General features: G+C 56.6%; 32 protein-coding genes. 14 read left to right on the top strand and 18 right to left on the bottom strand.

Going from position 1 to position 26,828, the window contains the following annotated elements:
• Window positions 1-2,337: 2,337 nt before the first annotated feature.
• Complete coding sequence (locus DGI_RS18385) at window positions 2,338-3,069, bottom strand: hypothetical protein (RefSeq protein ID WP_021760699.1); 732 nt, start codon at window positions 3,067-3,069, stop codon at window positions 2,338-2,340.
• Window positions 3,050-3,838: a hypothetical protein gene (locus DGI_RS09375; protein WP_021760698.1), complete on the bottom strand. Its 789-nt coding sequence runs from the start codon at window positions 3,836-3,838 to the stop codon at window positions 3,050-3,052. The genes DGI_RS18385 and DGI_RS09375 overlap by 20 nt, the downstream gene beginning before the upstream one ends.
• A gap of 279 nt (window positions 3,839-4,117) precedes the next feature.
• Here DGI_RS09375 and DGI_RS09370 point away from each other — a divergent pair, with 279 nt between their 5' ends.
• From DGI_RS09370 to DGI_RS09360, 3 genes are read left to right on the top strand one after another with little or no spacing between them, the layout of a single operon-like run.
• On the top strand, window positions 4,118-5,596 hold the full coding sequence (locus DGI_RS09370; protein WP_021760697.1) for a DNA cytosine methyltransferase: 1,479 nt from the start codon (window positions 4,118-4,120) through the stop codon (window positions 5,594-5,596).
• Window positions 5,586-6,704 (top strand): protein NO VEIN domain-containing protein, encoded by a 1,119-nt coding sequence (locus DGI_RS09365; RefSeq protein ID WP_021760696.1) that lies wholly within the window; start codon window positions 5,586-5,588, stop codon window positions 6,702-6,704. The genes DGI_RS09370 and DGI_RS09365 overlap by 11 nt, the downstream gene beginning before the upstream one ends.
• A 3-nt stretch (window positions 6,705-6,707) precedes the next feature.
• Window positions 6,708-7,232: a very short patch repair endonuclease gene (locus DGI_RS09360; protein WP_021760695.1), complete on the top strand. Its 525-nt coding sequence runs from the start codon at window positions 6,708-6,710 to the stop codon at window positions 7,230-7,232.
• Here the strand turns inward: DGI_RS09360 and DGI_RS09355 are convergent, their stop codons facing one another.
• The 9 genes from DGI_RS09355 to DGI_RS18375 all read right to left on the bottom strand — a co-directional run bounded on the left by DGI_RS09355 (window position 7,233) and on the right by DGI_RS18375 (window position 16,494).
• Window positions 7,233-7,544 (bottom strand): integrase core domain-containing protein, encoded by a 312-nt coding sequence (locus DGI_RS09355; protein WP_021760694.1) that lies wholly within the window; start codon window positions 7,542-7,544, stop codon window positions 7,233-7,235.
• Window positions 7,545-7,609: 65 nt separating this feature from the next.
• Window positions 7,610-9,178 (bottom strand): response regulator receiver domain, encoded by a 1,569-nt coding sequence (locus DGI_RS09350; protein WP_021760693.1) that lies wholly within the window; start codon window positions 9,176-9,178, stop codon window positions 7,610-7,612.
• Entirely contained in the window at window positions 9,175-12,114 is a 2,940-nt protein-coding gene (locus tag DGI_RS09345) for an ATP-binding protein (protein ID WP_021760692.1), read from the bottom strand. Before DGI_RS09345 ends, DGI_RS09350 begins: the two co-directional genes overlap by 4 nt.
• Window positions 12,101-13,189, bottom strand: a complete 1,089-nt coding sequence (locus tag DGI_RS09340) for a DNA cytosine methyltransferase (protein WP_202961822.1) — start codon at window positions 13,187-13,189, stop codon at window positions 12,101-12,103. Before DGI_RS09340 ends, DGI_RS09345 begins: the two co-directional genes overlap by 14 nt.
• Before the next feature lie 479 nt (window positions 13,190-13,668).
• Window positions 13,669-14,127, bottom strand: a complete 459-nt coding sequence (locus tag DGI_RS09335; RefSeq protein WP_021760690.1) for a type II toxin-antitoxin system YhaV family toxin — start codon at window positions 14,125-14,127, stop codon at window positions 13,669-13,671.
• A complete protein-coding gene (locus DGI_RS09330) occupies window positions 14,127-14,444 on the bottom strand; it encodes a type II toxin-antitoxin system PrlF family antitoxin (protein ID WP_021760689.1) in 318 nt (105 codons plus the stop codon). Before DGI_RS09330 ends, DGI_RS09335 begins: the two co-directional genes overlap by 1 nt.
• A gap of 171 nt (window positions 14,445-14,615) precedes the next feature.
• The gene (locus DGI_RS17920; RefSeq protein ID WP_021760688.1) at window positions 14,616-14,741 is read right to left on the bottom strand and encodes a transposase; all 126 of its coding nucleotides are present in this window, start codon (window positions 14,739-14,741) and stop codon (window positions 14,616-14,618) included.
• A gap of 99 nt (window positions 14,742-14,840) precedes the next feature.
• On the bottom strand, window positions 14,841-15,479 hold the full coding sequence (locus DGI_RS18380) for a hypothetical protein (RefSeq protein WP_021760687.1): 639 nt from the start codon (window positions 15,477-15,479) through the stop codon (window positions 14,841-14,843).
• Window positions 15,472-16,494: a hypothetical protein gene (locus DGI_RS18375; RefSeq protein ID WP_144284156.1), complete on the bottom strand. Its 1,023-nt coding sequence runs from the start codon at window positions 16,492-16,494 to the stop codon at window positions 15,472-15,474. The genes DGI_RS18380 and DGI_RS18375 overlap by 8 nt, the downstream gene beginning before the upstream one ends.
• 63 nt (window positions 16,495-16,557) lie before the next feature.
• On the opposite strand from DGI_RS18375, the gene DGI_RS19575 reads away from it, so the two are divergent.
• Window positions 16,558-16,707, top strand: coding sequence for an integrase core domain-containing protein (locus tag DGI_RS19575; protein WP_081696690.1), 150 nt, complete (start codon window positions 16,558-16,560; stop codon window positions 16,705-16,707).
• Window positions 16,708-16,924: 217 nt separating this feature from the next.
• Here the strand turns inward: DGI_RS19575 and DGI_RS09320 are convergent, their stop codons facing one another.
• The 4 genes from DGI_RS09320 to DGI_RS19435 form a co-directional block, all read right to left on the bottom strand.
• Complete coding sequence (locus DGI_RS09320; RefSeq protein WP_027192806.1) at window positions 16,925-17,533, bottom strand: hypothetical protein; 609 nt, start codon at window positions 17,531-17,533, stop codon at window positions 16,925-16,927.
• Window positions 17,530-17,997 carry a hypothetical protein gene (locus DGI_RS09315; protein ID WP_021760684.1) on the bottom strand — a complete coding sequence of 156 codons (468 nt, stop codon included), beginning with the start codon at window positions 17,995-17,997 and terminating at the stop codon, window positions 17,530-17,532. The genes DGI_RS09320 and DGI_RS09315 overlap by 4 nt, the downstream gene beginning before the upstream one ends.
• Before the next feature lies 1 nt (window position 17,998).
• Window positions 17,999-18,457 carry a hypothetical protein gene (locus DGI_RS09310; RefSeq protein WP_021760683.1) on the bottom strand — a complete coding sequence of 153 codons (459 nt, stop codon included), beginning with the start codon at window positions 18,455-18,457 and terminating at the stop codon, window positions 17,999-18,001.
• Between the two features lie 74 nt (window positions 18,458-18,531).
• Window positions 18,532-18,657, bottom strand: coding sequence for a hypothetical protein (locus DGI_RS19435; protein WP_021760682.1), 126 nt, complete (start codon window positions 18,655-18,657; stop codon window positions 18,532-18,534).
• A 293-nt stretch (window positions 18,658-18,950) separates the two neighbouring features.
• Here DGI_RS19435 and DGI_RS17200 point away from each other — a divergent pair, with 293 nt between their 5' ends.
• Window positions 18,951-19,673 carry a S24 family peptidase gene (locus DGI_RS17200; protein ID WP_021760681.1) on the top strand — a complete coding sequence of 241 codons (723 nt, stop codon included), beginning with the start codon at window positions 18,951-18,953 and terminating at the stop codon, window positions 19,671-19,673.
• A 77-nt stretch (window positions 19,674-19,750) separates the two neighbouring features.
• Window positions 19,751-20,317, top strand: a complete 567-nt coding sequence (locus tag DGI_RS18370) for a hypothetical protein (RefSeq protein WP_021760680.1) — start codon at window positions 19,751-19,753, stop codon at window positions 20,315-20,317.
• Between the two features lie 236 nt (window positions 20,318-20,553).
• Here DGI_RS18370 and DGI_RS09295 read toward each other — a convergent pair whose 3' ends face one another.
• From DGI_RS09295 to DGI_RS09285, 3 genes are all read right to left on the bottom strand, one after another.
• A complete protein-coding gene (locus DGI_RS09295) occupies window positions 20,554-21,111 on the bottom strand; it encodes a hypothetical protein (protein ID WP_021760678.1) in 558 nt (185 codons plus the stop codon).
• Window positions 21,112-21,350: 239 nt separating this feature from the next.
• Complete coding sequence (locus DGI_RS09290; RefSeq protein WP_021760677.1) at window positions 21,351-21,701, bottom strand: DUF2442 domain-containing protein; 351 nt, start codon at window positions 21,699-21,701, stop codon at window positions 21,351-21,353.
• Window positions 21,698-22,009 carry a DUF4160 domain-containing protein gene (locus DGI_RS09285; RefSeq protein WP_144284154.1) on the bottom strand — a complete coding sequence of 104 codons (312 nt, stop codon included), beginning with the start codon at window positions 22,007-22,009 and terminating at the stop codon, window positions 21,698-21,700. Before DGI_RS09285 ends, DGI_RS09290 begins: the two co-directional genes overlap by 4 nt.
• A gap of 230 nt (window positions 22,010-22,239) precedes the next feature.
• On the opposite strand from DGI_RS09285, the gene DGI_RS09280 reads away from it, so the two are divergent.
• From DGI_RS09280 to DGI_RS09245, 8 genes are all read left to right on the top strand, one after another.
• Complete coding sequence (locus DGI_RS09280; RefSeq protein WP_021760676.1) at window positions 22,240-22,419, top strand: hypothetical protein; 180 nt, start codon at window positions 22,240-22,242, stop codon at window positions 22,417-22,419.
• Window positions 22,416-23,567, top strand: a complete 1,152-nt coding sequence (locus DGI_RS17195; protein WP_021760675.1) for a hypothetical protein — start codon at window positions 22,416-22,418, stop codon at window positions 23,565-23,567. The genes DGI_RS09280 and DGI_RS17195 overlap by 4 nt, the downstream gene beginning before the upstream one ends.
• Entirely contained in the window at window positions 23,567-24,343 is a 777-nt protein-coding gene (locus DGI_RS09270; protein WP_027192810.1) for a 3'-5' exonuclease family protein, read from the top strand. Before DGI_RS17195 ends, DGI_RS09270 begins: the two co-directional genes overlap by 1 nt.
• Window positions 24,343-24,936, top strand: a complete 594-nt coding sequence (locus DGI_RS09265) for a hypothetical protein (protein ID WP_021760673.1) — start codon at window positions 24,343-24,345, stop codon at window positions 24,934-24,936. The genes DGI_RS09270 and DGI_RS09265 overlap by 1 nt, the downstream gene beginning before the upstream one ends.
• Complete coding sequence (locus DGI_RS09260) at window positions 24,933-25,952, top strand: hypothetical protein (RefSeq protein WP_021760672.1); 1,020 nt, start codon at window positions 24,933-24,935, stop codon at window positions 25,950-25,952. The genes DGI_RS09265 and DGI_RS09260 overlap by 4 nt, the downstream gene beginning before the upstream one ends.
• A 143-nt stretch (window positions 25,953-26,095) precedes the next feature.
• The gene (locus tag DGI_RS09255) at window positions 26,096-26,332 is read left to right on the top strand and encodes a hypothetical protein (RefSeq protein ID WP_021760671.1); all 237 of its coding nucleotides are present in this window, start codon (window positions 26,096-26,098) and stop codon (window positions 26,330-26,332) included.
• Window positions 26,329-26,598, top strand: a complete 270-nt coding sequence (locus tag DGI_RS09250) for a helix-turn-helix domain-containing protein (protein ID WP_021760670.1) — start codon at window positions 26,329-26,331, stop codon at window positions 26,596-26,598. Before DGI_RS09255 ends, DGI_RS09250 begins: the two co-directional genes overlap by 4 nt.
• Entirely contained in the window at window positions 26,598-26,825 is a 228-nt protein-coding gene (locus DGI_RS09245) for a helix-turn-helix transcriptional regulator (protein WP_021760669.1), read from the top strand. Before DGI_RS09250 ends, DGI_RS09245 begins: the two co-directional genes overlap by 1 nt.
• Window positions 26,826-26,828 lie beyond the last annotated feature (3 nt).

Genomic DNA, 26,828 nt, shown 5'->3' with positions numbered 1-26,828 from the left:
AGACATCAAATGATTTGACTGATGTATTTGCGAGCATAAAATAATTGTTGCCATTAATCCTGTAGAAATCGACATCTTGTAATGTGCTGGCGTCCACATAAATTGGGCCAGTAACACTAGCACCCATAAGGCTTAACGTGCTATTGCAGGACGATTGTATCATGTCCAAGCCAGATCCAACATGAATAAAATCTGCGTTCACCGTGCTGTTAAGCGTTGAATATGATAGGTCGAGACTTCCTCCGAAGACAGAATCCTGAAGGTTAAATTCACCATCGACAACGGTAGAGTTGTTGAAAAAAAAGTTTTTACCAACGCGGATAGCGTATAAATTCAAATTTTTTCTGAAATAAGCATAGTTCATAAGCAGAGAGCTGCCAATTATTGCTTTCTGGATATAAATCCCGTCATGTATAGTTGAGTTGTTCAGAGAGATGTTGCCGCCAATTTTTGCAGCATTCGCTTCAATGATAGCAAAGCATGAAGTGTCCATTTCTATATTGCCGTTTGCATGAGCCATTTGAAGATCAAGTNGAAAATTCCCGTTACCCATGTCGAGTGAGCTCCCAACGCTTGCCATGTTGAGATTGAGTGTGCCGTTAACCTCGGATTTATAGAGACTTACATTGCCTCCAGTGTTTATGCCTCCAGCCTTGATAATATTAAATCTTGAGTCGTCCATTTGTATATTGGCTTTAATTTGAGCCATTTGAAGATCAAGTTCACCGGAAACCGTTGCGTTACTGTTTATAAATATCCCTTGTTGAACCTGGATTGAATTTAGGTTTACATTTTGAAAATTCCCGTTACCCATGTTGAGTGAGCTGCCAACGCTTGCCATGTTTAATTTTAGCTCGCCAAAAACCTTTGATCTCATCATTGTTAAATCGAAACCAATTTTTGAGCCGCCGGCCATGATTTTATTAAATATTGAGTTGTCCAGAGCAACATTATCTTTGACCTCAGCTAATTGAAGATCAAGCTTCCCCTGCACGGTAGCATTGCGAATATGTAGTGAGTGGCCAACTCGAATAGAATTGAGGCTAGCTTCTTCTTTGAAAATCCCACCGTCCATGTCGAGAAAGCCACCGATAGAAGATTTATTAAACGTTAATGATTTTTTAACGATGGTCCCTTTTAGGCTAACATTATCGTCAACTTTTAGACTCCCAGCCTTTATTGTGTTGAAATTTGAATTGTTCATTTCAAGCGTGCCTTTAACAACAGCAGCTTGAAGATCGAGATCGCCTTTTATGGCTGTAACGTTATTTAGTAATAGACTTTTGCTAACGCTAAGTGAATTTAGCCCTAAGCTATGCAATTGGCTTCCATTAAAAGTAACATTTCCACCGATTTTTCCGCTAGTGAAAATAATGTCGCCGCTAAATGTTGCATTGTTTAGTAGCGCTGTGTCTCCTATGTCTACGGAAAATGCAGTGATAGAGCTGAATTTTGAACCGTGCATTGCAAGTGCTGAACCTATTTTCGCATACGAAATGTCCAGATTACCTGTCACCACGGTATCATTGCGAAGGAGTACGCTGCCATTGATTTGAGCAGCGTTTAAACTGATCGAATTGAACTTGCCATATTGCATGTCAAGATAGGTTCCAATATTCGCGAATGCAAGGGAGATGCTATCTGTTACGGTCGATTTCCACAGCGTCAGGTCCTGGGCAACCGTGACCCCTTGCGCCGTAACGTTGCCAAACGCTGCCCTCTCCAAGTCTAACGAGCCGTCAATTTTACTGTTGGTTAAGTTCACATTCTTAAAAACGACAGCGGAATTGTGCACACGAAAAGCACTCTCAAAGTGTGCACGCTCTGCGTTAATGCCATGAATGGTGCTCCCAGAGAGCAACACTGGAAACGCGGCTTTTGAATCATAGAGCCGCAACTCGCCGTTAATATAGCTTGATTGAATCCAGAGCGGTGTGGTTATGTTGGAATTTTGAAGGTCAAGATCGTGTGGAATAAAGGCATGCAAGACCCTGACGCCATCTTTGGTGATGGAGTTCCTCCAGGGGTCACGCGTCAGTACGTCTTCAAAAAAAAGAGAACGCAAGGTTGAACATTCTGATCTTGAATAGTTATCCTTTTTCTTTGTATTAGTTCCCGACGAAGTACAAAATTCATCGAGGTTGGCGATTTCTCCAGCAGTTATTTTCTGCCAAACCCAGCGCTCTGTCTCAGTCCATGCCGATGAGGGCGAAGGGATCGATGCTGCGTTCGCAACCTGGATTTGAACTAATAAAATTAACAACATAATACAATGCTTCATATTTCGCCTTGCGTCGTTGTGAGGTTACTCGATGTAATTCTCTGGTAAGTGCTATGCTATAGCTCGCCGAGCCGCAAGTGGTTTTCTGCCAGCATGTCCAGCCAGAGCGAGATGGGGCCGTTTTCCGCGATCTGGCCAGTCAGATGCCACTGCATCCACTCGTCCATAATGCTTCCGGCCTCCTCGCTCAGTGAATAGAGCGTGAGTTCGAGTGATTGATGGTGGCCACCAACGGGTTGCATCTGGTCCAGGCGGAGGATTGATTCTCTTGCCCCAGGAACAGGGAGCATATCCCAGAAGAATTGCGAATATTCTCCGGCCTTCACTCTGGCAGTGAAGGCCGGAGGGTAGCCAGCCCGTTTTCCTGTCCCGGCGTCAACGCCATAGTAGGGAACGCAGAGATATGAGGATGCGAAGCTTCGCTTCGGAAATCCTGTCTGTAACTGTTTGTGAACTGTGGCACCGAGATCAGCGGCTATCAGGACAGGGCGTTTTTTGGCACGATAGACCGCAAAAATCTCTTTTGGGTCGTGTCGGGGCAACGCTGCAACCGGGAGCCTTGGGAGTGCTGGGGGTGCCGCAACATTGCAGGGCGCAATTTCGCATTCGGCACGATCATGCTCCCTGTCATCTGTCCGGGCTTTGGGTATGAGCTGATAAGGGAGCTGGTCGACATAAGGGACAAATGCCCAGGCCAGCCGCCATTTTGTTGGGGTTTTATTGTCTGTCTGAACCCACCATGCGTTGGTGAGCGTCTGAATGCAGTCGTCAGGATAGGTCGGGATCATACCTGGCAGGGGATTTCCAGACATCAGGGGAGATTGAGCATGTCATACCGCCCGAAGGAACGGATTCACCAGCCTGTTCATCCAGAGCCGCCAGCCCGGCGAAATAAACGTCGTCGAACCTGGGCGGGGGGGGCGTGATCCTTTTGCTTTCCCGAGCTTTTTTTTCTGCAAGGCATCGCTGGAATCTTGCGCGACCTTCCTTCTTCCATGCCTCCAGTTTCTTTGCTTGCTTTGGCGTCATCGTTTTGATTTGGGCCGCCTTCTGCTCCTGATCGGAGAGTGGCCTGGCCGCTAGGGTAAAATCGAGAGGCTCTCTGGGAGCCGCACGCAGGAGGGGCTCTGTCCCGTAGACATGCTGCAGCAGACTGTCAGTATCTGCGCCGAATTTTTTGACCTTGTGCGCAACGGAAGTCGCAACAATGACATCAAGCTTGCGTTCAAGCCCTGCCCTGGGGGCATGGCAGGGCGCGAAATACCGTTCCAGCTCGCCGTAGGCATCGGTCTGGAAAGTGCGTCGCTCCGCGCCCATGGCCCTGGCAGCGACAGGAATCCTTTCCTGGATTTCCGCGGCCCATGGCCCGAAGCGGAAGAACACCCAGGGAATCCCTGTGTACGTTTCCCCGCCGTGCATTGCCGCATAATCGAGATCAGCCAGGTAGAGGTACTTGATCAGATGAATGGAGCCGAGCTCCCGGTCGCGATACTCATCCTGCTCGCTGGCAATGGTCAACGCGTACTGGATGATGGTGTCCACGCGGATAGTGTCCATGAAGGCTCCGGGGCTGCACCGGGCAAAAAAGCCCTGAATCCTGGGTTGTCCGACCAGCATCCAGAGCCTTGGGAAACGTGATTAGCTTAAGTTCGATTAATCACATGGGCAATGTCTTTGCAACGATTTTTTCAAGGCGGATATGATGGCAGCCTGTCTGCCGGCTCCTGCCCTCGCGCAGGCCCCCCCTATTTTTGACTCCGGCCGTGCCCGATGCTAATTACCCCTCAGGCCCGCCTAACGGGAGGGGCCCTGCGCAATGTTTCCGGAGAATGACTGATGCCCTTTGACGTCCAGAAAAAGATCGACAGGCTGAATAACGGCGGGGCTCCGCGGGTGCTGGACCTCTTTGCCGGCTGCGGCGGCATCTCCCTGGGGTTCCATGCCGCCGGGTACGCGCTCTGCGCCGCCATCGAGATGGACCCTGTGGCCGCGGCCTCCCATGCCCTGAACTTCTTCCCGCATCATGATGAGGCCGGACGAAACCGCCACGCCCGCAGCCGTGACATCGTCCTGACCGAGCCATATCCGTTCCTGCAGGAACTGGGCTTTGCCGAGCCGGAAGCCGCCATCGATGTTATTGTGGGCGGCCCTCCCTGCCAGGCGTTTGCCCGGGTGGGCCGCGCCAAGCTGCGTGAGGTGGCCGAGCACCCCCATGCTTTCATCAGGGATCCACGCAGCGACCTGTACCTGCGCTATCTGGAGTATATCCGGCAGCTGAAACCTGTCGCGCTGCTGGTGGAGAACGTGCCCGACATCCTCAACCACGGCGGACACAACATCTACGAGGAGATGGGCGAGGTCCTGGAGGACCTTGGCTATACCTGCAGGTACACCCTGCTCAACGCGGTCCATTACGGCGTGCCGGAGATGCGCGAGCGGGCGTTCCTGATCGGGTATGCGGCGGGGGTGTCCGCAGAGGTGGTCTTTCCCGCGCCAACCCACCGGCATGTGCTCCCAAAGGGCTATGAGGGCTCGCGGCAGGTGGCGCTCAAGTACCAGCCCGAGGCTGGTTGTTGCGGCCCCGATGGGCAACATTCACGGCTTGTCGCCACCCCGCAGGGCGGTCCGGAACTGCCGCCGGCCATTACGGCCTGGGAGGCGCTCCAGGACCTTCCCCCCATCAGGGATCACCTGGAGGGCAGGCTCAAAAAAGGGCCGCGGCGGTTCGACAGGCTGTGCCCGTACGACGAAACCCGGCCGGTCACAGAGTATGGCAGGCGCATGCGCACCTGGCCCGGGTTTGAAAACAGCCTCGGCGTCTATGACCACGTGATCCGGTACCTCCCCCGGGACTACGCCATCTTTGCCCGGATGCAGGCCGGGGACCAGTATCCGCAGGCCTACCGGCACGCCCTTGCCCTCTTCGATGAAAAGCTTGCGGCACTGCAGGCGAAGGGGCAGGCCCCGGCCGAGGGGAGCCATGAGTACACAAGTCTCCGGGATGCGACGGTCCCCCCGTATGATCCGGGTAAATTCCCGAACAAGTGGCGGAAGATGGAGGCTGACCAGCCCGCCAGGACCCTGATGGCGCACCTGGGCAAGGACAGCTATTCCCACATCCACTATGACAGCAGCCAGGCCCGGACCATCTCCGTGCGCGAGGCGGCCCGGCTGCAGTCCTTCCCGGATGGATTCAGATTCGTCGGCCCCATGAATCCCGGGTTCCGGCAGATCGGCAACGCCGTGCCCCCGCTCATGGCCAGGGCGCTGGCGGACGTCATGCTTTCAACCCTGCGAGGACACGGTGGCCGGTAAAATCGCCTTGAAACAGCTGACCCGCTCGGACCTCACCTTTTTCCAGCACCAGCATGAGGTCCTCCAGGCCGGGCATCAGAAGTCCATCAATCTGAACCAGGATGTGTTTGTCGGAGCGCTGTTCCCCGCGCTGCCGGATACGCCGGAGGGGCGGTCTGGATACCTGGGCATGGACCTGGTACTGCTGGGGCCGGGGATCCATACTGCCCTGCGCCTCCAGCGCAAGATTGTCAAACGCAGCACCTACAAGAACTGGCGGCTCAACGGCGAGCTCGTCCCAAAAGCTGCCGCCGGGGCACGGTTTGACCCCCTGCAGCCCGGCGACTTTGTTGTTTTCGATTTCTCCGGCAATGTCTTCCCCACTGCCGCGCGCCTGCTGTTTGTCGCCGCAGCTGTGCCGGAAGACGCCACGCTTCATGGAATCCTTGCGGAGCGCCTGGGTTCCCGGAAAATGATTCCCCTGGACTCTTCCGAACTGGGCAGCCTCATTGACGCCGCAGCGCTTCCGGATTCCCACCCGGCGCTTGAGTTCACCCTGGGTGAAGCCATTGAGGATGCCGCCCTGGGGGGCGTGGCAGGGGTGGAACGACTGTTCCGCCGCCGCTCCGGGACCACGATGGACCAGGAGGCCCTGCAGCGTGCCCGGCTCAGGGCGGAGGCCGTCGGGCGGGAGGGCGAGGCCCTGATCGACGGCTGGCTTGCCTTACAGGCCCGCCAGGGCGTGATCCGGAGTCACCGCTGGGTGTCGGACTTGAATGCCGTCGCCCCCTACGATTTCTCTGTGGAGGACGCGGCCGGGAACACGATCAGGCTGGACGTCAAATCAACTGCCGGCCCCTTTGAGCGGACGCTGCACATCTCCATGGCTGAGCTTCAGGAAATGGCCGATGCAGGCCGGCGGTACGATCTCTACCGGGTCTATGCCCTGGAAGCGGGGACGGCCAGGCTCAGGATTGCGGAGGACATGGCCGGGTTCGCAGATTCCCTGCTCCACACGTTTTCCGAACTTCCGGAAGGTGTCACCCCGGACGGGGTTTCCATCTCTCCGGCGGTGCTTCTGTTCGGCCCTGAGATTGAAATCCGCCTGCCAGAGGACGAAGAGGACTAATGGATGCAGGGCGGTAACGGCCATGACACCGCGAACGGTCCTGATCATGGCGACCATCGCCACGATCAGGAGAGCCAAGGCCAGGGCCGCGCCCGGACGGATGTCCTGACCCGGGAACAGCGCCGGCGCTGCATGGCCGCCATCAAAGGGAAAAACACCAGGCCGGAGCGCATGCTCCGGCAACGCCTCTGGCGCATGGGCTACCGCTACCGCATCGGGCACGGTCTGCCGGGGAGGCCGGACATCGTCTTCCCCTCGCGCCGGGTGGTTGTTTTTGTGGATGGCTGCTTCTGGCACCGTTGCCCGGAACACTACAGGCCGCCCAAAACGAACCAGCCGTTCTGGGAGGCCAAAATCCAGCGCAATGTCGACCGTGACGCTCTGATCAATGCGCAGCTCGCCGTAGCGGGCTGGCAGGTCATCCGCGTCTGGGAGCACGAGCTGCGGCAGGATGCCGAAGCGGTCGCCGCCCGGATTGCGGCTGTGTTGGAGCGGGAGGCGACCTGCCGGCCTTCTTCGGACCACTGATTACTTGAGAGTCGCGCTCCGGTTTTGGCCCGTCGCGGTCTCTTTGTAGGCCGTCGGGGTCAAGTTGCACAGGCTGGAGTGCGGGCGCACGGTGTTGTAGTGCCGCCGCCATCCCTCAATGATTGTCATCGCCTCTGCCCCGCTGTGAAACCACTCAATAGATAGGCAATTTTCGTGATTCTTGCCAGTCCAACTATCGACGGTGCCATTATGCCATGGCTTGCCAGGAACAATCAATGCCGAGCCGAGGGATTTCATTGCCGCCCAACGCAGCAGCGCGGCGGACTCACTGACGCCGTATCGTTTGGCCACCAGCGGGCCCCCTCGTTTCCTTCTGGAACCCGTAGTCTCAAGTTCAAATTGGCATGGAAGTGGGGTCATTCTTTATTGGCCAATTGATGAAGCCATTGGGATTTGTTTACACCGACACGACTGACCTTGGACGCGTATTCATTGGCGAAAGCCTGGGCGACCTGGGGCTTAACGTCTGCCACCCAACGCACGGTTTCAACATTGTCGTCCTCGCTCTTAATTTTGAACACCCAGCTTCCGTCTTTTTCGACAGCCTTAACCGGCTGACCGGCAGTTGATGCAGCAAACCTGATAATAATGGTGTCATACGGGTGCATGCTTATGCCGAGATCAACTAAGTTATTGTTGTCTTTTACAATGATATCAATTTGTGGTGGAGATTTATCGACAAGCTGGATAAATAAGAAATTACGTCCTTTCGTTGGGACTCTGGCACTGTCGCATCGTGGTAGGATGCACAGGAGGTAGCGTTCCCCATCATGTACGATCGAACCCAAAGTAAGTTTCGGCACGTAATCCTCATAGCGTGTCTCAAGTGTAGATAGGATGGCGAATCGCCGATCTTCATCCTTAGGTTTTTTTCCGCCCAGGATTAATGTCATCTTAGATTCTTTTACAAATTTTTTGCTACGTACTTTGGAACAAATACTTTGATATACATTATCGTGAGAATGGTCGCTATGGTTTATGCCAAACTCTATCAGTTTCTCCAGGGCTTGAGGAGCGAAATTTGGGTTGACGTTTAACTCATCATAATTGAAATTTTTTCTTGCATCTGACTTCATCCACGCCTGTATAGCGCCGCTATTGATGTAAGGAATTTTTGGTGATTGATGGATTGCAGATTCCAGCTCAGAACATATAACTGATAATATTTCACTCTCAGAATTATCAACAGGAACTGATAAAATACGGTGCGAAATATAAGCTTGGTCCAGTGATGAATCAAATTTCTGGATGATGCGGTGTGTGTTGCGTCGGATACCAGTCAAAGCCGCCAACACCGCGTTCGAGAGCAATCCCCTTGTAAAAATCGAAAAACAATTAAATAGCTCGTCTGCAAGGCGTTCGACGGGTACGACAGATTTCCCCAGAATCGTCACGATAACATGATCCTTTCGTAAAAGGAGTTTATTGTTGTCGTGGCAAGTAAATCCAAATTTTTTTCCAGTAATTTGGTCCGATATTTTCTCGAGATCGGGCTCGCCACTGTAGACGCATAGCAGGCGCAGCCGATTCCCGCAGTCTCCCTCGCAGAGATGCTTGATAAGCGAAAGGGTCTGCTTGCCATCGTCGTTGAACATTTGCCAATCAATGATGACGATGTCACAGCGATCCACCACACTACCCAAGCGCTGCTCGACAGGCTCGTCCTTTTGCGGCGCGATGACGGCGCAAACCAGCCCCTTACATGCAAACGCGCTCACAAGCTGAGATGTATCAAGCGAATGCGCGACTTGGGTCCTGGCCGCGTCTTCGGAGGAATCGTCCGCCTTCGCCTGGCCACGTGAAGGTGATTTGAGAGGAATGGCAGTTTTTTCGTTTTGAACATCATACGCCTGGTCATCGATAACTACGACAGTCTGGAGGAAGCCGGCCAAAACGTCTTTCGACAATGCGGCAAAATCGGTCATGATTGCTGTTCCTCTTTTGGTGCGATGGTGAACGTGGTGCCGGCATTTGTGTTGGCGATAGCCAGATCGTAATCCGCTCGAGACAGAGCCTCACGAGAAATGTACAAGCCCATCCCCCGTCCTCCGGGCTTTCGGGAGAATCCGAGTTCAAACACCGAGGTTCGGTCCCGTTCAGGAATACCGGGGCCGGTATCGGCGACCAAGATGCGACCTTCACGCACGTCCAGCGTGATGTGGCGCATTGGACGATCCTTGAGCCAATAGATGGCGTTATCCGCAAGATTGACGAACACAGGGTAGAACGTCGAAGGATATCCCTTGATTTCCAAATTTAGGAATGCATCCGTGGATTCCAGCGTGACCTTGTGCCTTTCGAACCGCGCGGAGAACAGGTCTGCTATGAATTTTGCGATGTCGCGACCCCGGATAACAATTTCCTTTCGGTAGAGCCGGCGATGCAACGGCGTGAAAAGGGTAAGGTATCCGTCCAGATGTTCAAAGCTGTTCCTGATCCCGGCATACAAGTCCTGAAGGTCTGGATTCACATCCGCCCAGGACTTGAGGCGGCGGACATTGGCTCGGATTGCCCGGATGTTCGCGTCAAACTCATGGTTGATGACCTCGATGGCCATGCCCAACTGTGTAAGTTGCAGATCGACATCCGCCTGCTCCTCCAAGGCGATGGCCCGTTGCTCCACGGCCTCCATTTGGTCCAGTGAACCACCCTCACCACTGAGGTCGATGGCCTCCAACTGCTCACGGATAGTCTGCAGGAAATTAAGTTCGCTATCACGTGTAGTCTGCAGCGCCGTTTCAAGACGGTCGCGAGTAGCCATGGCTTCGGACGCAGGCAAGTCAGTCATATCCAAGGCGGCGAATTCGGCGAACACTTCATCCAGGGTCCGCTTGACGCGCTTGGTGCTGGACCGTGCGGCCTCGACCACGCCCTTGGACACCGTGTCCAGGCTTTCGTGGGTGGCCTTGCGCTCGCGAGCGGTCTTGGATTGGGTCTCGTTGGACAACAACTTCAGCGATCGTTCGAGTTGCAAGCGGCGATCCAGCATGAGTCTGGCTCGGGCAGCATGTTCGCCGACGAGTTCGTCAATTCGCTTCCGGGCTGGTATCAAAAGGGTTTCTTGCAGTTCCCCGACGGCGTTGACGTAATTCTCCCAATCTCTGGTCAGGTTTTTCGGCAGTCCGACGCCGCGCGGCCGGGCCACTTTGTAGCGGGCATCCAACTCCGCAATGCCCTTTTTGGCCTGTTCCTCCAGATCGAGGAACACCCTCGCCGCTTCAGCTGGATCGTCCAATGAGGCCGCATAGTCCAGTTCGCGCCTGAGCTGGTCAAGTACCGCGTCGACTCTGTTGCGTGGTTCGGCTGCATCGTATCGGTCGAAAAACGTAGCCAACTCTTCTGTCAGTTTGCGTCTTTTAGCGCCGACCTGCTTTTCCCTATTCTTTCGTAATTTGTCCTGTCTGTCGTACTCCATCTTGGTGTCGTAGTATCTGGTCTCCGGCGATTCTTCCCGGAAAAAATCGGCTGCCAGTTGGACAAAAAAATTCTTGAGGATGGATTTAAACTCCCGATAGGCTGCATTCTCGCGAAACCCTTCACGGCCGGCCTTTTCTGTCAATCCTCCGTTGGCCGTGCTGTCGATCTCCACCACACCGAACATGCGCCGAAAGGAGAAGTAATAGTAGCTGGCTTTCTTGGTTCTGTTTTTCTCGATGTCCAGAAAGTCAAAATCGTTGTTGCCATAGGGGAGAACGCGGATGCCGTCACGATAGATGTACAGGCCGCCGAAACGATCCATCTTGGAGCACATGGCGTTCCAGTCTTCTAATTGCAATGTCGAAGCCCGCGACTCCCCCTGTACAACGGCCACCTGAATACGGAAGGGGCCGCATCGCGTCGGGAATCCGTGACCGCCCTGCCAGGATACGATATGGTCATGGAATGGTTGACCATAGACGGAAACAGAGCCCCGAAATTGGCCGTATTCGTCGAACCGACCCGCGATTTGGTGGTCGGCGTTGCGGAATTCTTCGGGCGTAAAGAACTTGCCTTCCTCAATGAGGTCGTCGGACAGATCGTCGGTCTTGTGGTCGCGAAAGGCAGGTTTGATGACCGGCGGCGTGTGCCCCGGCGTCATGGTGTTGGAAAAGCCACCAAGCAGCTTTACGAGGTTCGACGGGCGGTCGCCCCCGTCATCCTCGATATCTGCAGCCAGCATGTCCGAAGCTGGTTTGATGAAAAAATGCGTGCCGTGTCCGTTGCCGGTAAGGCTCATGTCCGGCAGGTAAGTGTCCACTTCTGAGGGGTCCAGGTCGAACTGCCGGAGATCGGACAGAATTCGGTCATGCACCTTGTCGTCCATGACGTTTCGTAGCCGTGCGAGGTTGTCCTCGAAGAGGCGTACCATGGACTGAAGGTCGGCGGCGTTCGGCAGGACGCCCCCCGAAAAAGTACGGACGGGAATTTCGATCTGGTCCAGATCCACCCCCGCGCATTCAAACAACCCCCAATGGATGAAGGCAGCCACAGTGTCCTGTAGCATTCCATCCCGTTTGGCGCGGGTCAGCACCAGCACCTGGGGACCAATGATGGCGATGGCCAAACGCCCCACGCCCTTTTCACCAAGCAATCGCCGGTATGGCTTGGACGGGTCCACGGGCGGTTTTGCCATGTTCTTGGAGGTGATCTTGCTCTCCGTGCCCAGCGTCAGCCAGCGCTGGACGAACTCCTCCTCGGTCATGCCCAGACCGTTGTCCCTCAGGACGAACAGTCCATCGGTTCGATAGTAGTCCGCCTCCACCCGATCTGCGTATGCGTCGTGCGCATTTTTGAAGAGCTCACTAATAGCCGTGGGGATGCCCGCGATCTGTTGGCGTCCTAACATGTCCAAGGCCCGAGCGCGGGCCTTAAATGTCGCCATGACGACTCAACCTTATAAGATGTTTTCCGATGTGTCTGGCCAGTAACGGGGGGACGGCGTTGCCGATTTGCCGGGCTACGGAGTTGCGGCTCGGCCCGAAGAAGCGATAGCTTTTCGGAAATGTTTGCAGACAAGCTCCTTCCCGAAGAGATAGGGCCCGATCTTCCTCTGGATGGCCGAAACGGCCGTTGGACAGGCTGTTAAACCGGGTGGTAATGGTCGGTGCCGGCGTATCCCATCGAATGCGACCATAAACGTCCTTAAAGATGTCATCCCTGCCCTTGTAGGCGTCGATTTGCAGCTCCGGGTCGTCCTTCCAACTAAGCCTGTCCCCGCCGTCGTGCGGCGTCGTCTGGATGCGACGCAGATTTAAAGCTGAGAGTTCAGCTGAGGTATGCATGAAGTTTGTATTGTCTGCATGGCCAGCTGCAATGCGCGGGAAGCCGTTTTTCTCGCCTATTACCTGCCTCACGCTGACTGTAGGTGTATCACCTATTGGCAAGGTTACGGTTGCACATGTACGCGAGGCTACGAGAAGATACCGATGACGATGCTGGGGCACGCCGTACCGGCTCGTATCGATGACATCGTCGGCAAAGGAATAGCCGGAGTTTTTCAGGAAGTCTCGGAAGTGGGGGAGGTAGCTTTGCGGATTGCTTCGCAGGCCGGGAACATTTTCCAGCACGACGAATCCCGGCAAAAAGGAGTCTATGAACCGTTGAAATTCCTTGAGCAAAAAGGCACTCTTCTCACTTTTGCCGCGGTCCGTGCGAATCTTGCTCCAATACTGACACGGGCTGCAGCCCACGAAAATCAAGTTGGGGGCGTCTCGGCGGATGTCGAAAATGCTGCCCAAGGCCTCCGCGTCAAGTCCGGCAACGTCCTGCTCTACGAAGCGCGAGGGACGGTTGTTGAACTCGTATGTTTCCCTGCAATCGGCCGCAATATCCAACCCTCCAAGAACATTGATTCCAGCCATGCGTAAACCGCATGTCATCCCTCCCCCTCCGCAGAAGAAATCAACAGCCCGAAGCGTCATAGGATCTAGATTATTTGCTGAATGAGAAGTTGCCATACAAACCTAACCGTATTTTTGAACATAATAGCAACAGGATGCCTGTCAAATCAACCCGTAATCACGCCGAATCTTCCTGGGTTCGTTGGCCCATTGGTACAGTACGGCTGATGCCGCTCGGGATAACTCCCTTCCTAGCCTTGCCGATGTTCTTACCCTTCGGGGAGGGCCTGAAGGAAAGAGGACGTCGCCATGCCCGCCGACACTTGTGCTGGCGATGAGCATACGAAACACGATTAGGCACGTCCAGAGGCAGGCGATATTTGCCGGTATTTGCATTCCGCGCGTTTCCCCTTCACCCCACCACAGCGCTTCTCCATATAGGACCTGAGGGTGTTTTGTTTATGGGCGTCCGCATCCCCACCCTGAGCCTGAAAACTGGCCAGCACATCCGGTGCGCTTCAATAGGTTTGTTTGGGATTCCAGCCTAGTCCTTTGATACATGCGTTGCCATGGAACCGGAATTCGTTGGCCGCGTGCTACTCCGTTGGGGGCCAGTCTTCCTTGCTGGCCTTGACCAATGCCGCCCAGTCGTCAGGAGGATGCCCACAGTGCAACATCTTTTGGAAAACAGCATACGGGTCTGACCTACTGCCGGCCGAGCGCAGGGTCTGCTCGTCGTTCACCCACGCGAACACGATGACCTTGGCGTTGGAGTCAAACCGGAAAAATAGCCGGAAACGCCTGCCGATCTTGGCACGCCGCCAGTGCCGGAATGTAGGCCCCATGGTGTTGCCTTGCCGGTACTCCTCGCGATTGGGATCGTCGGGGATGGTCTCCAGGATGAGGCGGGACAGGGCGCGGAACAGCTTGACGTTGGCGTTGGAGGCGGCCTCTTCGGGGTTCCGGGCCATGGCACGCGCTGCCGCCTGCTCAAGTCGCTGCAGTTGTTCGATCAGGCAGTCATGGAAAAGCAGGGTCCAGCCGTGCCGCTGCATCACAGTGCCACGTCGCCTTCGATCTCATCCTCCATGGGAGATGCGTCTGCAGCCGCAAGCATCGATTGCGCCAACCCCTCGGGCAGTGTGCCGAGATGCCGGCCACTGCGGATGTCCTGCTCCAGCAGCGTGAGAAAACCCACGATGGCCGGGTCCGTATGCGGCTGCTCCCCGGCGCGGCTGACAACCACTCGCGAGCCGTCCAGTTCGAAGGCGACCTTGTCGCCAGCACCCACCCCAAGCAGCTGCCGGATAGACTTCGGCAGGGTGATCTGTCCCTTGGATGTGATGGAGGCGAGTTCGTGAATGGTGCCCATGAGAAACTCCTTGGTTCGACCTTGAGGAGGTAAGGAATAATTCTTACAAGGTCAAGGAGGGGTAGTTGGCAATGCAGCTAGTTGCAATAACCATGGTAGAGATCAATGTTTGCCACTGGCCCGCTTAGCGCATTCCAGGCCAATTGGAACTTGAGAACGCGGGTGCCACTCTCAAGGAATCAGTTGCCCGTCGCTAGCCGGCAGATCAAAGCTGGCGACGATGCCCTCCTTGGCCTGCTGCTTCCAGGCGGCCACCTGGTTGGGGTGCACGCCGTGCCTGCTGGCCAGCTCGGCCACTGCTCAGTGCTTGGGCAAGGAAGAGCTGGGGTACGGGATCAAGAGGCCACTTTCAAAAGAGTTGGCCAGGGCGGCGAAGTTTCCCGAAAAATTGATTTCTTAAATTGACTTGCGAATTTTTCCAGTCAATATCGCAAGCCTGTATGCAACTAGTATGGAAGCTAAGATCTTAACCAATATTTTCGGGATAGAAAAAATCAATCCTTGGAAGCTATTGCTAATAACAAGTGAAGCAGCGTCTATACGAAGTTGGAGTATTTGATTGTAAAATTTAAGAGAGTCGTCAATTGCACCTATGGCAACTTCATTGTACAAATTAAGGAATTGACGCAGGGGAATGTGGTGGTAGTATTTTTTGAAAATTACAGTACTGTTGTTTTCTGTTGTGATGTCAGTAATTGCATTGAAAATTTCTGGATACGAACTGGCAAGATTGTTATGTCCTTGATCAAAAGAGATTATTTGGCGAGAAGTTGAATGCCACTTGCTTGCAATAGTATCGTAGGAATCAGCAAATATCTTGTCGCAAAGTATGATATCCAGCAGAAGACGGTTAAGGGGTATGAGGCTTGATGAAACAGTTATGCAGATTAAAATGCCATAATATAGGTAGTCAATTTTCACGAGAAGATTGCGTGATGGATTGCTGCGACTTATGAAGCGGTTAAAGTAAAATAGTGACGCGATAAAGAAGATTATTACAATAAGCATTTTTGATATTGCAATAGCGTCATTCATTTGTAATGTCCCCCTTACTATACCATGAATTCAACTCGATGGAAAGTGTCGTGATTTTGAAAGCAAGAGCAATTGATATAATAAGTTTACCAATTATAATGATAAGTCCTGAGCGAACAAATTCAAGGAACGACTTTATGAAATCTAAGCTTAACAGCAGGTCGACAAATGAGAATACTGTTACGCCAGTTTGTATGGCAGAGTAATCTTTATAAAAATCAGATAGGCCTGTGCCGTTTGAGTTTATTAGCTCCTGTAAATAGTCATCATTGTGAATTTTCTCGAACATCGAAGCCATTTTTAAACTAGGATCAAATGCTACATCGATATGCTGACTTGTTTCATTTGCTTTGTTTAGAACTTGTCGGCAGGATCTTTCATTGTATTGTTCTTTGCAGTGCTGAGTGATCTTATTGTGAAGTACTCTCTCGACAGAAAAAATCCAGCGGTATTGGGTTTCTATAGCAGAAACGGCGAATGGCTTTTTATACCACTCCTTAGTAGCTCTTACGTAGTCATTCAAATCGATCTCATAACCAGAGATAAGGAGGAGGCCTAGTGCTCCTGTGTAATAGTATATGTAGTCAAACTTTTTCTCTGATCCCTTCTTGATTTTGATTACTGAAAAAATACAATGCAGAATGTAAGTGGCGCTAAGGAAAAAAATAAAAATATGTACAGATATTGCACGAGAAAAAAATATTGAGACAAATGACATTATTAACAGGGCTATTGAAGCAATCAACGGTACAAATCTTAATGCAAAAAATCGGTGAAGGCTACTGTTGAATGTTATATGTAGGGGCGTGAGTATGTCAATAATTGCGTATGTTGGCAATAGTATTAGACAATAGTTAAAAATTGAGGACTCATGCAAAAAACAGCGGAGTAGGGTCAAGTTGCCTATGCTTCTGACAACTAAGTGTGCCACCAATGCAGAGACACCAAAATAGACAAAAAAGAGCAATGCAGATTTTGCCAGTTTTTTCATTGTTCCTCCGATGATTTCTTCCAATATAGTTGATTCTTGTATGTGTCAATATTATTCAATATTCAATTGTCATTTTTTTAGGGTTTTGTGTTGTTCTCTTCTTCTTCGTTGTATCCGGAGAGGTGGCGGCGGCACTACAACACCGTGCGCCCGCACTCCAGTCTGGGCAACATGCCCCCAGCGGCCTGCAAGGAAACAGCCGCGGCAGGCCAAAACCGGAGCGCCACTCTCAAGTAATCAGTGGTCCGAAGAAGGCCGGCAGATCAGCGGCGATGGCGGCGCTGATGGACGCCATGGGGTACACCAGGATACGCTTGTCTTTGCTCATGGCGGACGCTCTCTTGCTACGGAGGTATGGGTTGGTGTGGAGGGCATGCAGCCGCTGGGCCGCGTCCGCCGCCTTTTCCCCCTCCACCAGGAGCACGGCCTTGGTGTCAGGCAGGCGGTCCAGGCCTTAGAGGGGGCGCGGGGCCGGCCAGCTCTTCCACTGCCAGCGCGGAGCCCGGTTCTCCACCTCGCAAAACACCTGGGGTACAATCTGCTTGCCCTGGGCCGTGTCGAACCGCAGCACCCGCCCCAGCAGCCGGCCCAGCTGGTCCCGGTACTCCCAGGCCATGCTGCACCGGCCATGTCGGGGATGACTGTCCGGCGGCCTGGGAGCGGCGTCCGGCACCAGGGAGAGCACGCACACCTGCGCCGCAGCCTCGCCTGTGGAGGCCCCTGTGACTGATCCCGTCGCCACGGGCCGCGGGGTCCGCCCTGCCCCGCGGGACCCGCCCTGCCCCAGCTCCCGGGCCAGGGCCTTGGCCGCCGCACCCTGGGACAGCTGGTAGATGGCAGCATAGAGGGAAATCAGGTCTCCGCCGCCCTCGCCTGTGCCGAAATCCTTCCAGAATCCCTTTTCCAGGTGCACGGACAGGGAATGGCCAGGGCTGCCGGCAAGATCGCCGCAGACATAGTTTTTCCCCTGCTTCTCCCCTCCAGGCAGCCAGCCCTTGAGAATCTCCGGGCAGGCGGCCAGGGCGGCGGCGTTGATGGCGGCGAAGTCGAGGGCCATGCTCACAGCACCGCCTCGCCATAGCGCGCCAGCTCGTCTTCCGCGGCCAGGGCACGGGCGCGCCACGTGTCGCGCTCTTGAGCCAGATCATACGCGTGCGCCATGAGCTGCGGCAGATTCAGCACGCTGGCAACGATGTCCCGGGCCTCCTCCAGCTCGCGTTCCAGTTCCTGAATGCGCGTCTGAAGCTGGCTGATGGTGTCGCGCTTGGAGTCTTCCGGGCGCCACCGTGGGACCAGCCGATTGCCCCGGCCTCGCGCCCTGCAAAGGAGGCACACCGTGCCGGATTCGAGCAACGCAACTGCCTTTTCCACGGCCGTCGCGGTGGCCAGCGTGCCGAGTCCCTGGCGCAGCAACCTATAGCCCGTGGCCCTGCCAATGCCGGCGAGGTCGGACACGCCGATAAGCGGCACGCTCAGGGCCTCGATGCGATCTAAGAGCGTGGAGGAGGTCGAGGTCTGGTGTGGCATACTACACCTGTTCCGCCAGCATCTTTTCCCTGAATTTCTCCAGCGTCTCATTTATTTCCATCTGCAGTGCCTCGTACTTTTCGAGCACATCCGGGTAACTGGGCTTGGGACTGCAGATAGCCGCATGCAGGGCAGCGAGGGCCGGCAGGTCGTCCACACACTCGCCCTCGACCGTGGGCCGGTTCGGGTGCGCCGGGGCCATGTCCACCAGCCGGCAGCCCACCTGATGCACCCATCGACCGGCCACGAGACGCGCCGTGTGTAAATCGCCGGAGTTGACCAACGCCTCGACAAGGTCGTCCACGCGGGCGAACACGCCGGGGCTCCACGGGGTGTCGGGGTTATGGTTCGGCGCAGTGGTGTAGCGATAAAATTGCGCCAGGCTCTTCCCGAGGATGGCGGCGACGATCTTCGCCCCAAGGGACATGCTGACCAGCTTCATGAGTTCGTGCGCTTTCACAGAGAAACCCCGTTAGATATTCTCATTTTTATTGACTGGAAGATGATCCATGGTGAAGGCATGAAAAAGCCGACTCACTCGCCATGGTCGCGCAGGTCGTCCTCCAGGCCGTGGAGGAAGCGCAGGAAATTGCGGTGCGCGGCGCGGATAGCAAACCCGGCCGCCACAATCGCCAGGGCGAGGATGTCGAGCTCGGTCATGGCCGGGCCTCCTGGGTGGGGGGAGAGGGGGGCAGAGAGGGGCGCTTGTCGCCATAGAGGTCCGGGCGCAGCTCTTCCAACGGGATTCCTAGCCGTGCATTGTAGCGGAGTACGTATTCTGCCCCGATTGGCTTTTTTCCTTGGCAATGCTTGTGGGTATTCCCGGTGTCAGTACCCGCCATTGACGCGAGGGCCTCATAATTGAGGCCTCGTTCCCGTCGAAACTTTTCGAGTGCGTTCATAGCTTGATTTTGTCGCGAGACAAAACAAAAGTCAACAGGAATTATGGTCGCATGACAAATGCTAAACTGCTAACAGCGGCAACTATGAACGCGGACAAGGTTTTTTTGTTGGCATGGTCTGCTGTTATCGATGCGCTCAAAAAGCTCAGAGATGACGGCGAGACCCTTGCGTCAATTGGGAAAAGGCTCGGGGGGGTGAATCCAGCAACGATCAAGCGGTGGATCGACGGTGAGCGTGGCGGGCAAAAAACAGCAGCAATCGACTTGTTTCGCTATATGAACAAATTAGGGATAGACACCGTAGAGATACTAAGCGAAGGCAAAGAAATTAAAGAAAATTTTGAGTTTGTCCCAAAAGTTTTTGCTCGTCCTGTCGGGGGAGATGGTGGCCTTGAGTTTGACTCTTCATATGAAGATTTGTACGCATTCAGGAAAGACTGGTTGGTAAAAAAGGGGAATCTGGATTCTATCGTGTTGATGGATGCCCGTGGGCATTCAATGGAACCGACAATAACGAATGGCGACATGTTGTTGGTCTCGACTCGCCAAGATGAAAGGCTGTTCACAACAAGCGGGGATATTTACGCTGTGCGACATGATGGGCAACTTATGGTAAAGCGCCTTTTCCGTGAAAAGGGGCTTATTATTTTGAGGAGCGACAACCATGACAAGCAATTATATAGGGATATAGAAATAAATCCACACGATGAGTCTGTAGATTTTGAAGTGATCGGCCATGTGAAGTGGCTTGGTCGTGACCTGCAAATGCTGTGAGGTAAAAACATGGACCCCGCTACAATCGAAGCATATGGAACGACATAGGTAGAATCAAAATAAACGGAGTAAGAGGCATGAAAATTCAGATAATTATGGTGGGTATATTTGCTTTTCTTGCTGTTGCTCCGGGATGTGTTCCGCATCAGACATATGAACCGAAAGCAAAGCAGCCACCAAAAGAATATCAAGTCAAGTTTGAAGGCAACAACACGGCAGATAATAATATATTTTTTGCATCAATCGAGCCAGTTCAAGATATAAAATTTCTTCCTGCAAATGCATTCAGAATAAAAATACAAAACAAAACAAGCAGGGATATTGAGATTTTATGGGATAAGACATACTACATACATGGCGGGCAAACACAGGGAACGTTTATGTTTGACGGGATCATGTATTTGAAGAAAAACGACAGCAAGCCAAATGATGTTGTCTTCGCAAATAGTGTTCTTGATAAGGTAATATACCCATCGGCGCTTGCAACTTTCAACCGGCGCTGGTCAAACCACTCATTACCGGGTGGGGATAATGGGATTTATATAACAGTTGTTGATGGTGATATGGAAATAAAAGAAAAGATTGTTATTTTTGTTTCTCTAGACTCGGCAGCGCCCAAGAAAAGAAAACGAATAGTCCAGTAGCCCCATGCGCCCCCGCTTCCTCTTCCTCGCCATGTTTTTCATCGCCCTCCCGGCCCATGCTTGGCAGGGGAGCCTGAGCCGGTGGCGGTTCTTCGCGCCCGCCATGGGCTTGCTGGTGGGAAGAAATGGATTATCGGCAAGGGAGAGGATGGCGTCGCGGAAAGCCTGCCTGGCGTCAACGGGCAGCCGCTTCAAAGCATGCGTCGCGCTGCTCTGGATGACCAGGGAATAGCGCGTCACAGGCCCAGGGACTTGGAGAATTCGTCAGGGGTGAAGAACGTGTCTTCGCCGCGTTCGATCCGGTCTTGCGCCAGCATGACCGCAGCGATGTCCGCGGCGTCTTCCCGGTCTTTCACGTCTGCAATCGCCGCGTCGATGCGTGCGCGCAATTCAGGGTGCTGGAGGAGGTAGGCCGCGTCATAGGCGTCTTGCCATTGCCAGGAGAGGGCAAGGCATGACTTGTAGATGTAACGAAAAGGCGTAGCGTCTCGAAGCATGATGGTCATGCGGTCCATGATGTCGAGCCCGCCTCGCGCCAGCCCCAGCACGTCGTTACGCAACTCGCAACCGTGCGGATTGCGGCAGCGCTCGCACATGGCGATGGACCCTTTGAGCATGTCCAAATGGCTGGCCATTTTGTCACGCGTCGCTCGTAAATCCCTGGCGCAGCGCCACGTTTCCGGAACAATAAACCAAAAGAAGCCCCACTCCACACGAAGGCGATCCAGGCACGCCGCAATCATCGAAAGGCGGGGGGCAATGGATGGATCAAAAGTGGCAATGTGGCTGCTCATGACTATGAAATAACCGCTTGCCCTCGCTCTGGCAATATCCTCTCTTTCCCGCCCCGGCGGGGTTTTCTTTTGCCCTACCATTTCCCCGGCGCCGGGAAAATGGTTCCTCCCCCTCACGCCGCCTCGTCCCGTAGCGCGTCATACCCCTTGCAAACCAGGCCCAGGCCATACGGAATTATCGTCTGTCCGGCCTCGTAATATGCCCATTGCCGTCGGCTGACGCCCGTGACCTCGGCAGCCTAGCCCAACGTCAACCCTCTTGATTCACGCCAGCGCCTCAGCGCATCAGGGGTCAGGGGCACCCCGCGCTGTCCCTGCTCCATGAGCCACAGATGCAGCCCGTCAATGGCCGGCTCCTCTTCGCCGTCCTCGCCCCAATGAACGAACCCGCCGAACTCGCCCACCTGGACGCGGGCGAAGGTGTCGGGGGTGCGAAGCCCGGCCAAGTCTGCGTGGGCGTCGAGCCACGAGGCGAGATCGATGCGGCTGGCGCTGCCGTTTTCCCAGACAACCAGCAGCACCGTGCCGCCTTCTGCGGTCGCCTCGGCAATTCGTGCGTGGGCAGTGTCAGGATAGGCAATTCGTTTCATGGGTTCAGTTCCTCCCAAAGTTGCAACAGCGCCTGACGATTAGCCTCAACCCAGGCCAAGGCCTCGCCGCTGGCCCGGATAGCCTTGCGCGACCCAAGTACCGTCATGTCATTCAGGAACACCCGCACTGGCCCATTCGGGCCATCAATATGCACATGCGGCGGGTTATGCTCCCTGCCGCGGACATCAATCCGAATATTGCCAATGCGGTGCGCCGTGACCATGAATTGCCATAGTGCAATCATTGCACCATGGCAAGGCCAAAGCGCTTCATTGCCGACACTGGGCAGCCCGCACTCGGTCGCCACCTCTCTTCCCCTCCCCCCCAGCGGCGGGATTTTTGGGGGCCACCGCGAGGGAAGCTTTGCCCCCAACGTACGATGCCCGGCCGTGCCGGTTTTTTTTGCGCTTTTATTGTCATGAGACAATTTTACTTGCCTTTGTCTTTGTCTTGTGACAATACATTTTCACCGGCGGACGTACTGCCGAGGCGGCGGCGGGTTCGCCGCAACGGACGGAATGCAAGGAGAGGTGGTCCATGCCTGAACTGGTCTTCGCCATCTGCCTCCTCCTGGCCGCCGTCTGCATCTCCCTGCACGCCTTCACCGCGGCGGATCGTAAATTCACCCGGGACATTGCCGCCATGGACAAGCGCCTGGGCCTGCCGCCCTGTTTTTCCCTGGAAGAACGCCTCAAACACAAGGGGATCATGCCATGACCACGCCTGCCGAATCTCGTACAGACTTGGCAGTGCGCAACGACGCCGTGCCCATGCCTGCCGTCTACGCCCCGGCCTCGGCCGAGGCCATTGTCGCCCAAAAGCGCGTCATCCAGGAAGCCATGGGCCAGGTGATGCGCAAGGGCGAACATTACGACAGCATCTTCGAAGGCCGCGACGGGTCCAAGAAGCAGCGCATGGTCCTGCTCAAGGCCGGCGCCGAAGCCCTGAACCTGCTGTTCCGATTCAGCCCCAGTTTCCAGATCCAGGAACGGGACCTGGGCGGCGGGCACCGGGAATACCAGATCGTCACCACCCTGGCCTCGCCCGCGGGCGAGTTCATCGGCCAGGGCCTGGGCACCTGCTCCACCATGGAAAGCAAGTACCGCTGGCGCAAGGGCGAGCGGCAATGCCCCAAGTGCGGCGCCGCGGCCATCATCAAGGGAAGGGAAGAGTACGGCGGCGGCTGGGTCTGTTTCAAAAACAAGGGCGGCTGTGGGGCCAAGTTCCAGGACAAGGACCCGCTTATCACCGGCCAGCAGGTGGGCCGCGTGGAAAACCCGGACCCGGCCGACGTCTGGAACACCGTCCTCAAGATGGCCAAGAAGCGCTCCCTGGTGGACGCCGTGATCACGGCCACCGCGGCCAGCGACATGTTCGCCCAGGACCTGGACGAAGACCCCGAGGCCATGGGCGGGGGCCACGGGGCCTACGACGATCCCCAGCCTCCCGCGCGTCAGGGCGCGGCCCGCCAGCCCCATAGCGCCCCCGCGGGCGGCAACGCCTCCAGGGGCAGCCAGCGCCGGCAGGATCGGCAGCCGTCTCCTCGCCAGGAGGCCCGGCAGGAAGCCCGGCAGGTCGAGCCCGCGGCCAATTCCACGGCCGATCCCCTGGCCACCATCTACGACGACATCGACGCCTGCCGCACCGAATCGGACATCCTGGCCCTGTGGAAGCGGCATGGTCACTCCATCCAGGGCCATCCCGACACTTCGGCCATCTGCCGCTACTTTTCCCAGGCCCGCGCCAGGCTCCAGGCCGCCGAGGCCAAACGCACCCCAGAGCCCGGAGACGCCGGAGACCCCGAATACATCCCGCCGCCCAACACGCACCAGGAACACACCCACCACGCCGAGGAGGCCGCGTAATGCCCGAGCTGTATCGATCCACCATCAAGCACTACGTCACCGTGGACATTGAAACCATTCCCGGCCCCATCCCGCCGGTCCTGGACCTGGACAACATCAAGGTCCCCAAGACCCACAAAAAGCCCGAGGCCATTAAGGAATACATCGAATCCAAGCGCGCCGAACTGGAAGCCGGCAAGGACGACGAATGGGCCAAGCAGGCCCTGCATCTGGCCCAGGCCCAGATCGTGTGCATCGGCTGGGCGGTCAACGACGGGCCGGTCAAGACCGTGGTCGCCCCACCCCCGACGCCGGCGGACAACCCCCGCATCGACGAACGCGCCGTGCTGACCGCCTTTGTCCGGGACCTGCAGGCCATGGGCCGCTTCGAGGATCCCAAGATCATCTGGGTGGGCCACAACTTCGCCAGCTTCGACGCCCCGCGCCTGCTGCTGCGCGCCTGGAAGTACGGCCTTTACTGGCTGCCGGAACACCTGCACGCCGACCGCTACAAGAGCAACATCGACGATACCATGGAGATGGCCCGCGGCGGCGCGTGGAAGGACTTCGTCAAATTGGACGACCTGGCCGCCTTCTTCGGCCTGCCCGTCAAGACCTCCCACGGCTCCGAAGTCTGGGGCATGTGGAAGGAGGGCCGCCGGCAGGAACTGGCCGACTACTGCGCCCACGATGTGGCCCTGACCCGGGCCGTGCACAACCGCCTGAAGCCGGTCTCCCCCAGGGTGCGGCAGATGCTGGAACCCGAACATACCCCCGAAGCGGAGGAGGTGCTGTGATGTCTGCCGCTACCGCTGCTGTTCGTGTCGCTGTGCTCGTATCCGAAGTGACGGAACACAATATCCTGGCCCGCCCTGTCGAGGCTCCCGCCGACATGCCCACGGTCATCGACTTCGAAGACATCGAGGCCATCAACCCGCCCCTGGAGGTGCTGCAGACCCTGCCGCCCAACAGCCGGGCCCTGCTGACCATCCCCCAGGACCTGGCCGTCTTCGCCGGCTTCACCCTCGGCACCGACACCCCCGAACCCTTGCTGCAGGAGACACCCGACCATGCCCTTGCCGCCTCCGCCGAACACCATGCCCCCGCTCTGGAAGCTCCTCAGGATGCGCCTGCGCCGCTGGCTGTGGCTGCAGTGGATGCAGCTGCGCATGTGGCTGACCCTGGCCTTCCGGCGCTGACCGAGCACGCCCTGCAGCTGGAGGCAGCGGACGTGTCTTTGCAGGCCGAAGCCCTGCCGCCCCCCGTGGTTCACTCCCTGGACGGCCCGGCCTGGGAGGATACGGGCAATCCGGCCCCAGCCCATGATGACGCGCGCCTCCAGCCTGCAACGCACCTGGAGGGCCTCTTCATCACCACCAGAGACATGTGATCCGCTGGACCGAAGGCGAGCTGGACGAAGACGGCTTCCCGGTCGGGTATTGGGATGATCCCCAGGACGTTGCCCAGGCCGAGGAAACCCCGGCCTTCCCCGAGCTGGAGCCCCTGGCCGACGCGGAACACGCGGAACACGCGGAACACGCGGGACAGGCGGGACAGGCGGGACAGGCGGGACAGGCGGGACAGGCGAGACAGGCCGACGCCAGCGAAGCCCATGACGCGGACGGCGACGGGGAAGATGACCCCCAGCCCCACGCCGGCCCCCACACCCTGCACTTCGAAGGCACCACCGACGTGGAAGTGGAGCACATCTTCACCCGCGCCGAGCTGGAGGCCATGGGCCAGGAGCTGGCCAAGCTGGTGGTCCACATCGAAGACCTGGAGGCCGAGAAGAAGAGCCATGTGGACCACTTCAACAGCCGCATCAAGGTGGTGGAAAAGGACTCCACCACCCTGGCCCACCGCATCAGGCGCGGCAAGGAAATGCGCACCCTGCGCTGCTATGAGGTCCGGAACTTCGACCTGAACCAGAAGCAGTTCCTGGAGATTGAGACGCGTGAAGTCATCAAGCGCCGGCCCCTCACGGAAGAGGAACGCCAGTTCCCCCTGCAGTGCAAGCCCATCCCGGAAAACGGTCGCATCCCCCAGCCGGCAGGGGGCATGAAGGACGACGACGCCCCGCCCGCACCGCCAGCCATCCCGGCGCCTTCGAAAGGCCCTGGCATCCCGCCCGGATGGCGGCTTTTTGCCCTGGAGTTTGACGACGAGGCCGACGGCACCCTCTACGTCTACGACGCCGCCCAAGGCGTCCAGGCCGAAATCGCCAAGGAACAGGCCCTCGTCTTCAGCGACCTGCAGGCCCTGGAACCGGGCGATGAAATCCGCCTCGCCCTGCCCGAAGCCCTCGCCCGGGAGCTGGGCTTCCTCCTGCCCATGGAAGACCTGGACGCCCCCGAAGCCGCAGAAGCCGAAGCCCATCCCGCCGCACTCGAAACAGCCACCGCCTAGGAGCGTACACCGGGGCCTCGCGGCCCCCACCGCAGCCGCGCATGCAGCGAGGTTGCCCAGGGATCGCGAAACACCATACAGCGTGGGGACGCAACCAATTCCCCAATAGCCGCCCGCACCGTGTCCGGGCTGAGGAGCACGCCATGAACCTTCCCGCCATCTGCCGCAACAGGAAAAACGGCAAACGCTACCGTGCCTTCAACCTCGTCATCAACTGCACCAACGCCCAGGATGGGCAGCAAATGGTGCTCTACCAGGCCTGCAGCGACCCCGCAGCCGGCCCCTTTGTGCGCGAGCTGCAGGAGTTCCTGGCCAAATTTGATATCCTGCAAGAAGCCGACTCGGAGGAAGAAACCGACGCCGGAGGCGCCCGGCAATGAGCCGCCCCCTTTCCGCGCCCCAGGAAGACGTGCTGACGGGGATCGACGCGGCCGGGTGCTCGCTGGCCGAAACCCTCGCCGCCGCCCTGGGCCGCACGCCCGGTCAGGTGGAGCGCACCCTGTACGCCCTGAGTGACCGGGGACTGGTAGCGGGTGTGGCCTGCCGCGGCCGCTGCGGCTGGGTGCTCACCCCGGCCGGCACCGAGGCCGTGGACGCCATCCGCGCTGCCGGCAGTGCGACGACCCTGGCCGACAGGTGGTGCTGATGCAGGGCCCCTACCTCAACCTCAAGGAGGCCGCCGAATATTGCGGCTACTCCGAGAGCCAGTTCGGCGCCCTGCTGCGGCAATACCCCCTGCCCCGCTACGGCCCCAAGCGAACCCGCTACCGCCTGGCCGACCTGGACGCCTGGATGGAACGCCCCGAAGACTTCAAACCCACACCCACGGCCAGACGGCCGAGGGCAATGGAATGGAAGCCGGTGCAGGTGTGAGGG

It is taken from the genome of Megalodesulfovibrio gigas DSM 1382 = ATCC 19364 (assembly GCF_000468495.1).
Taxonomy (GTDB): domain Bacteria; phylum Desulfobacterota; class Desulfovibrionia; order Desulfovibrionales; family Desulfovibrionaceae; genus Megalodesulfovibrio; species Megalodesulfovibrio gigas.
Note: the sequence above shows the minus strand (reverse complement) of the source record. Positions and strands in the feature narration are given on the sequence as shown.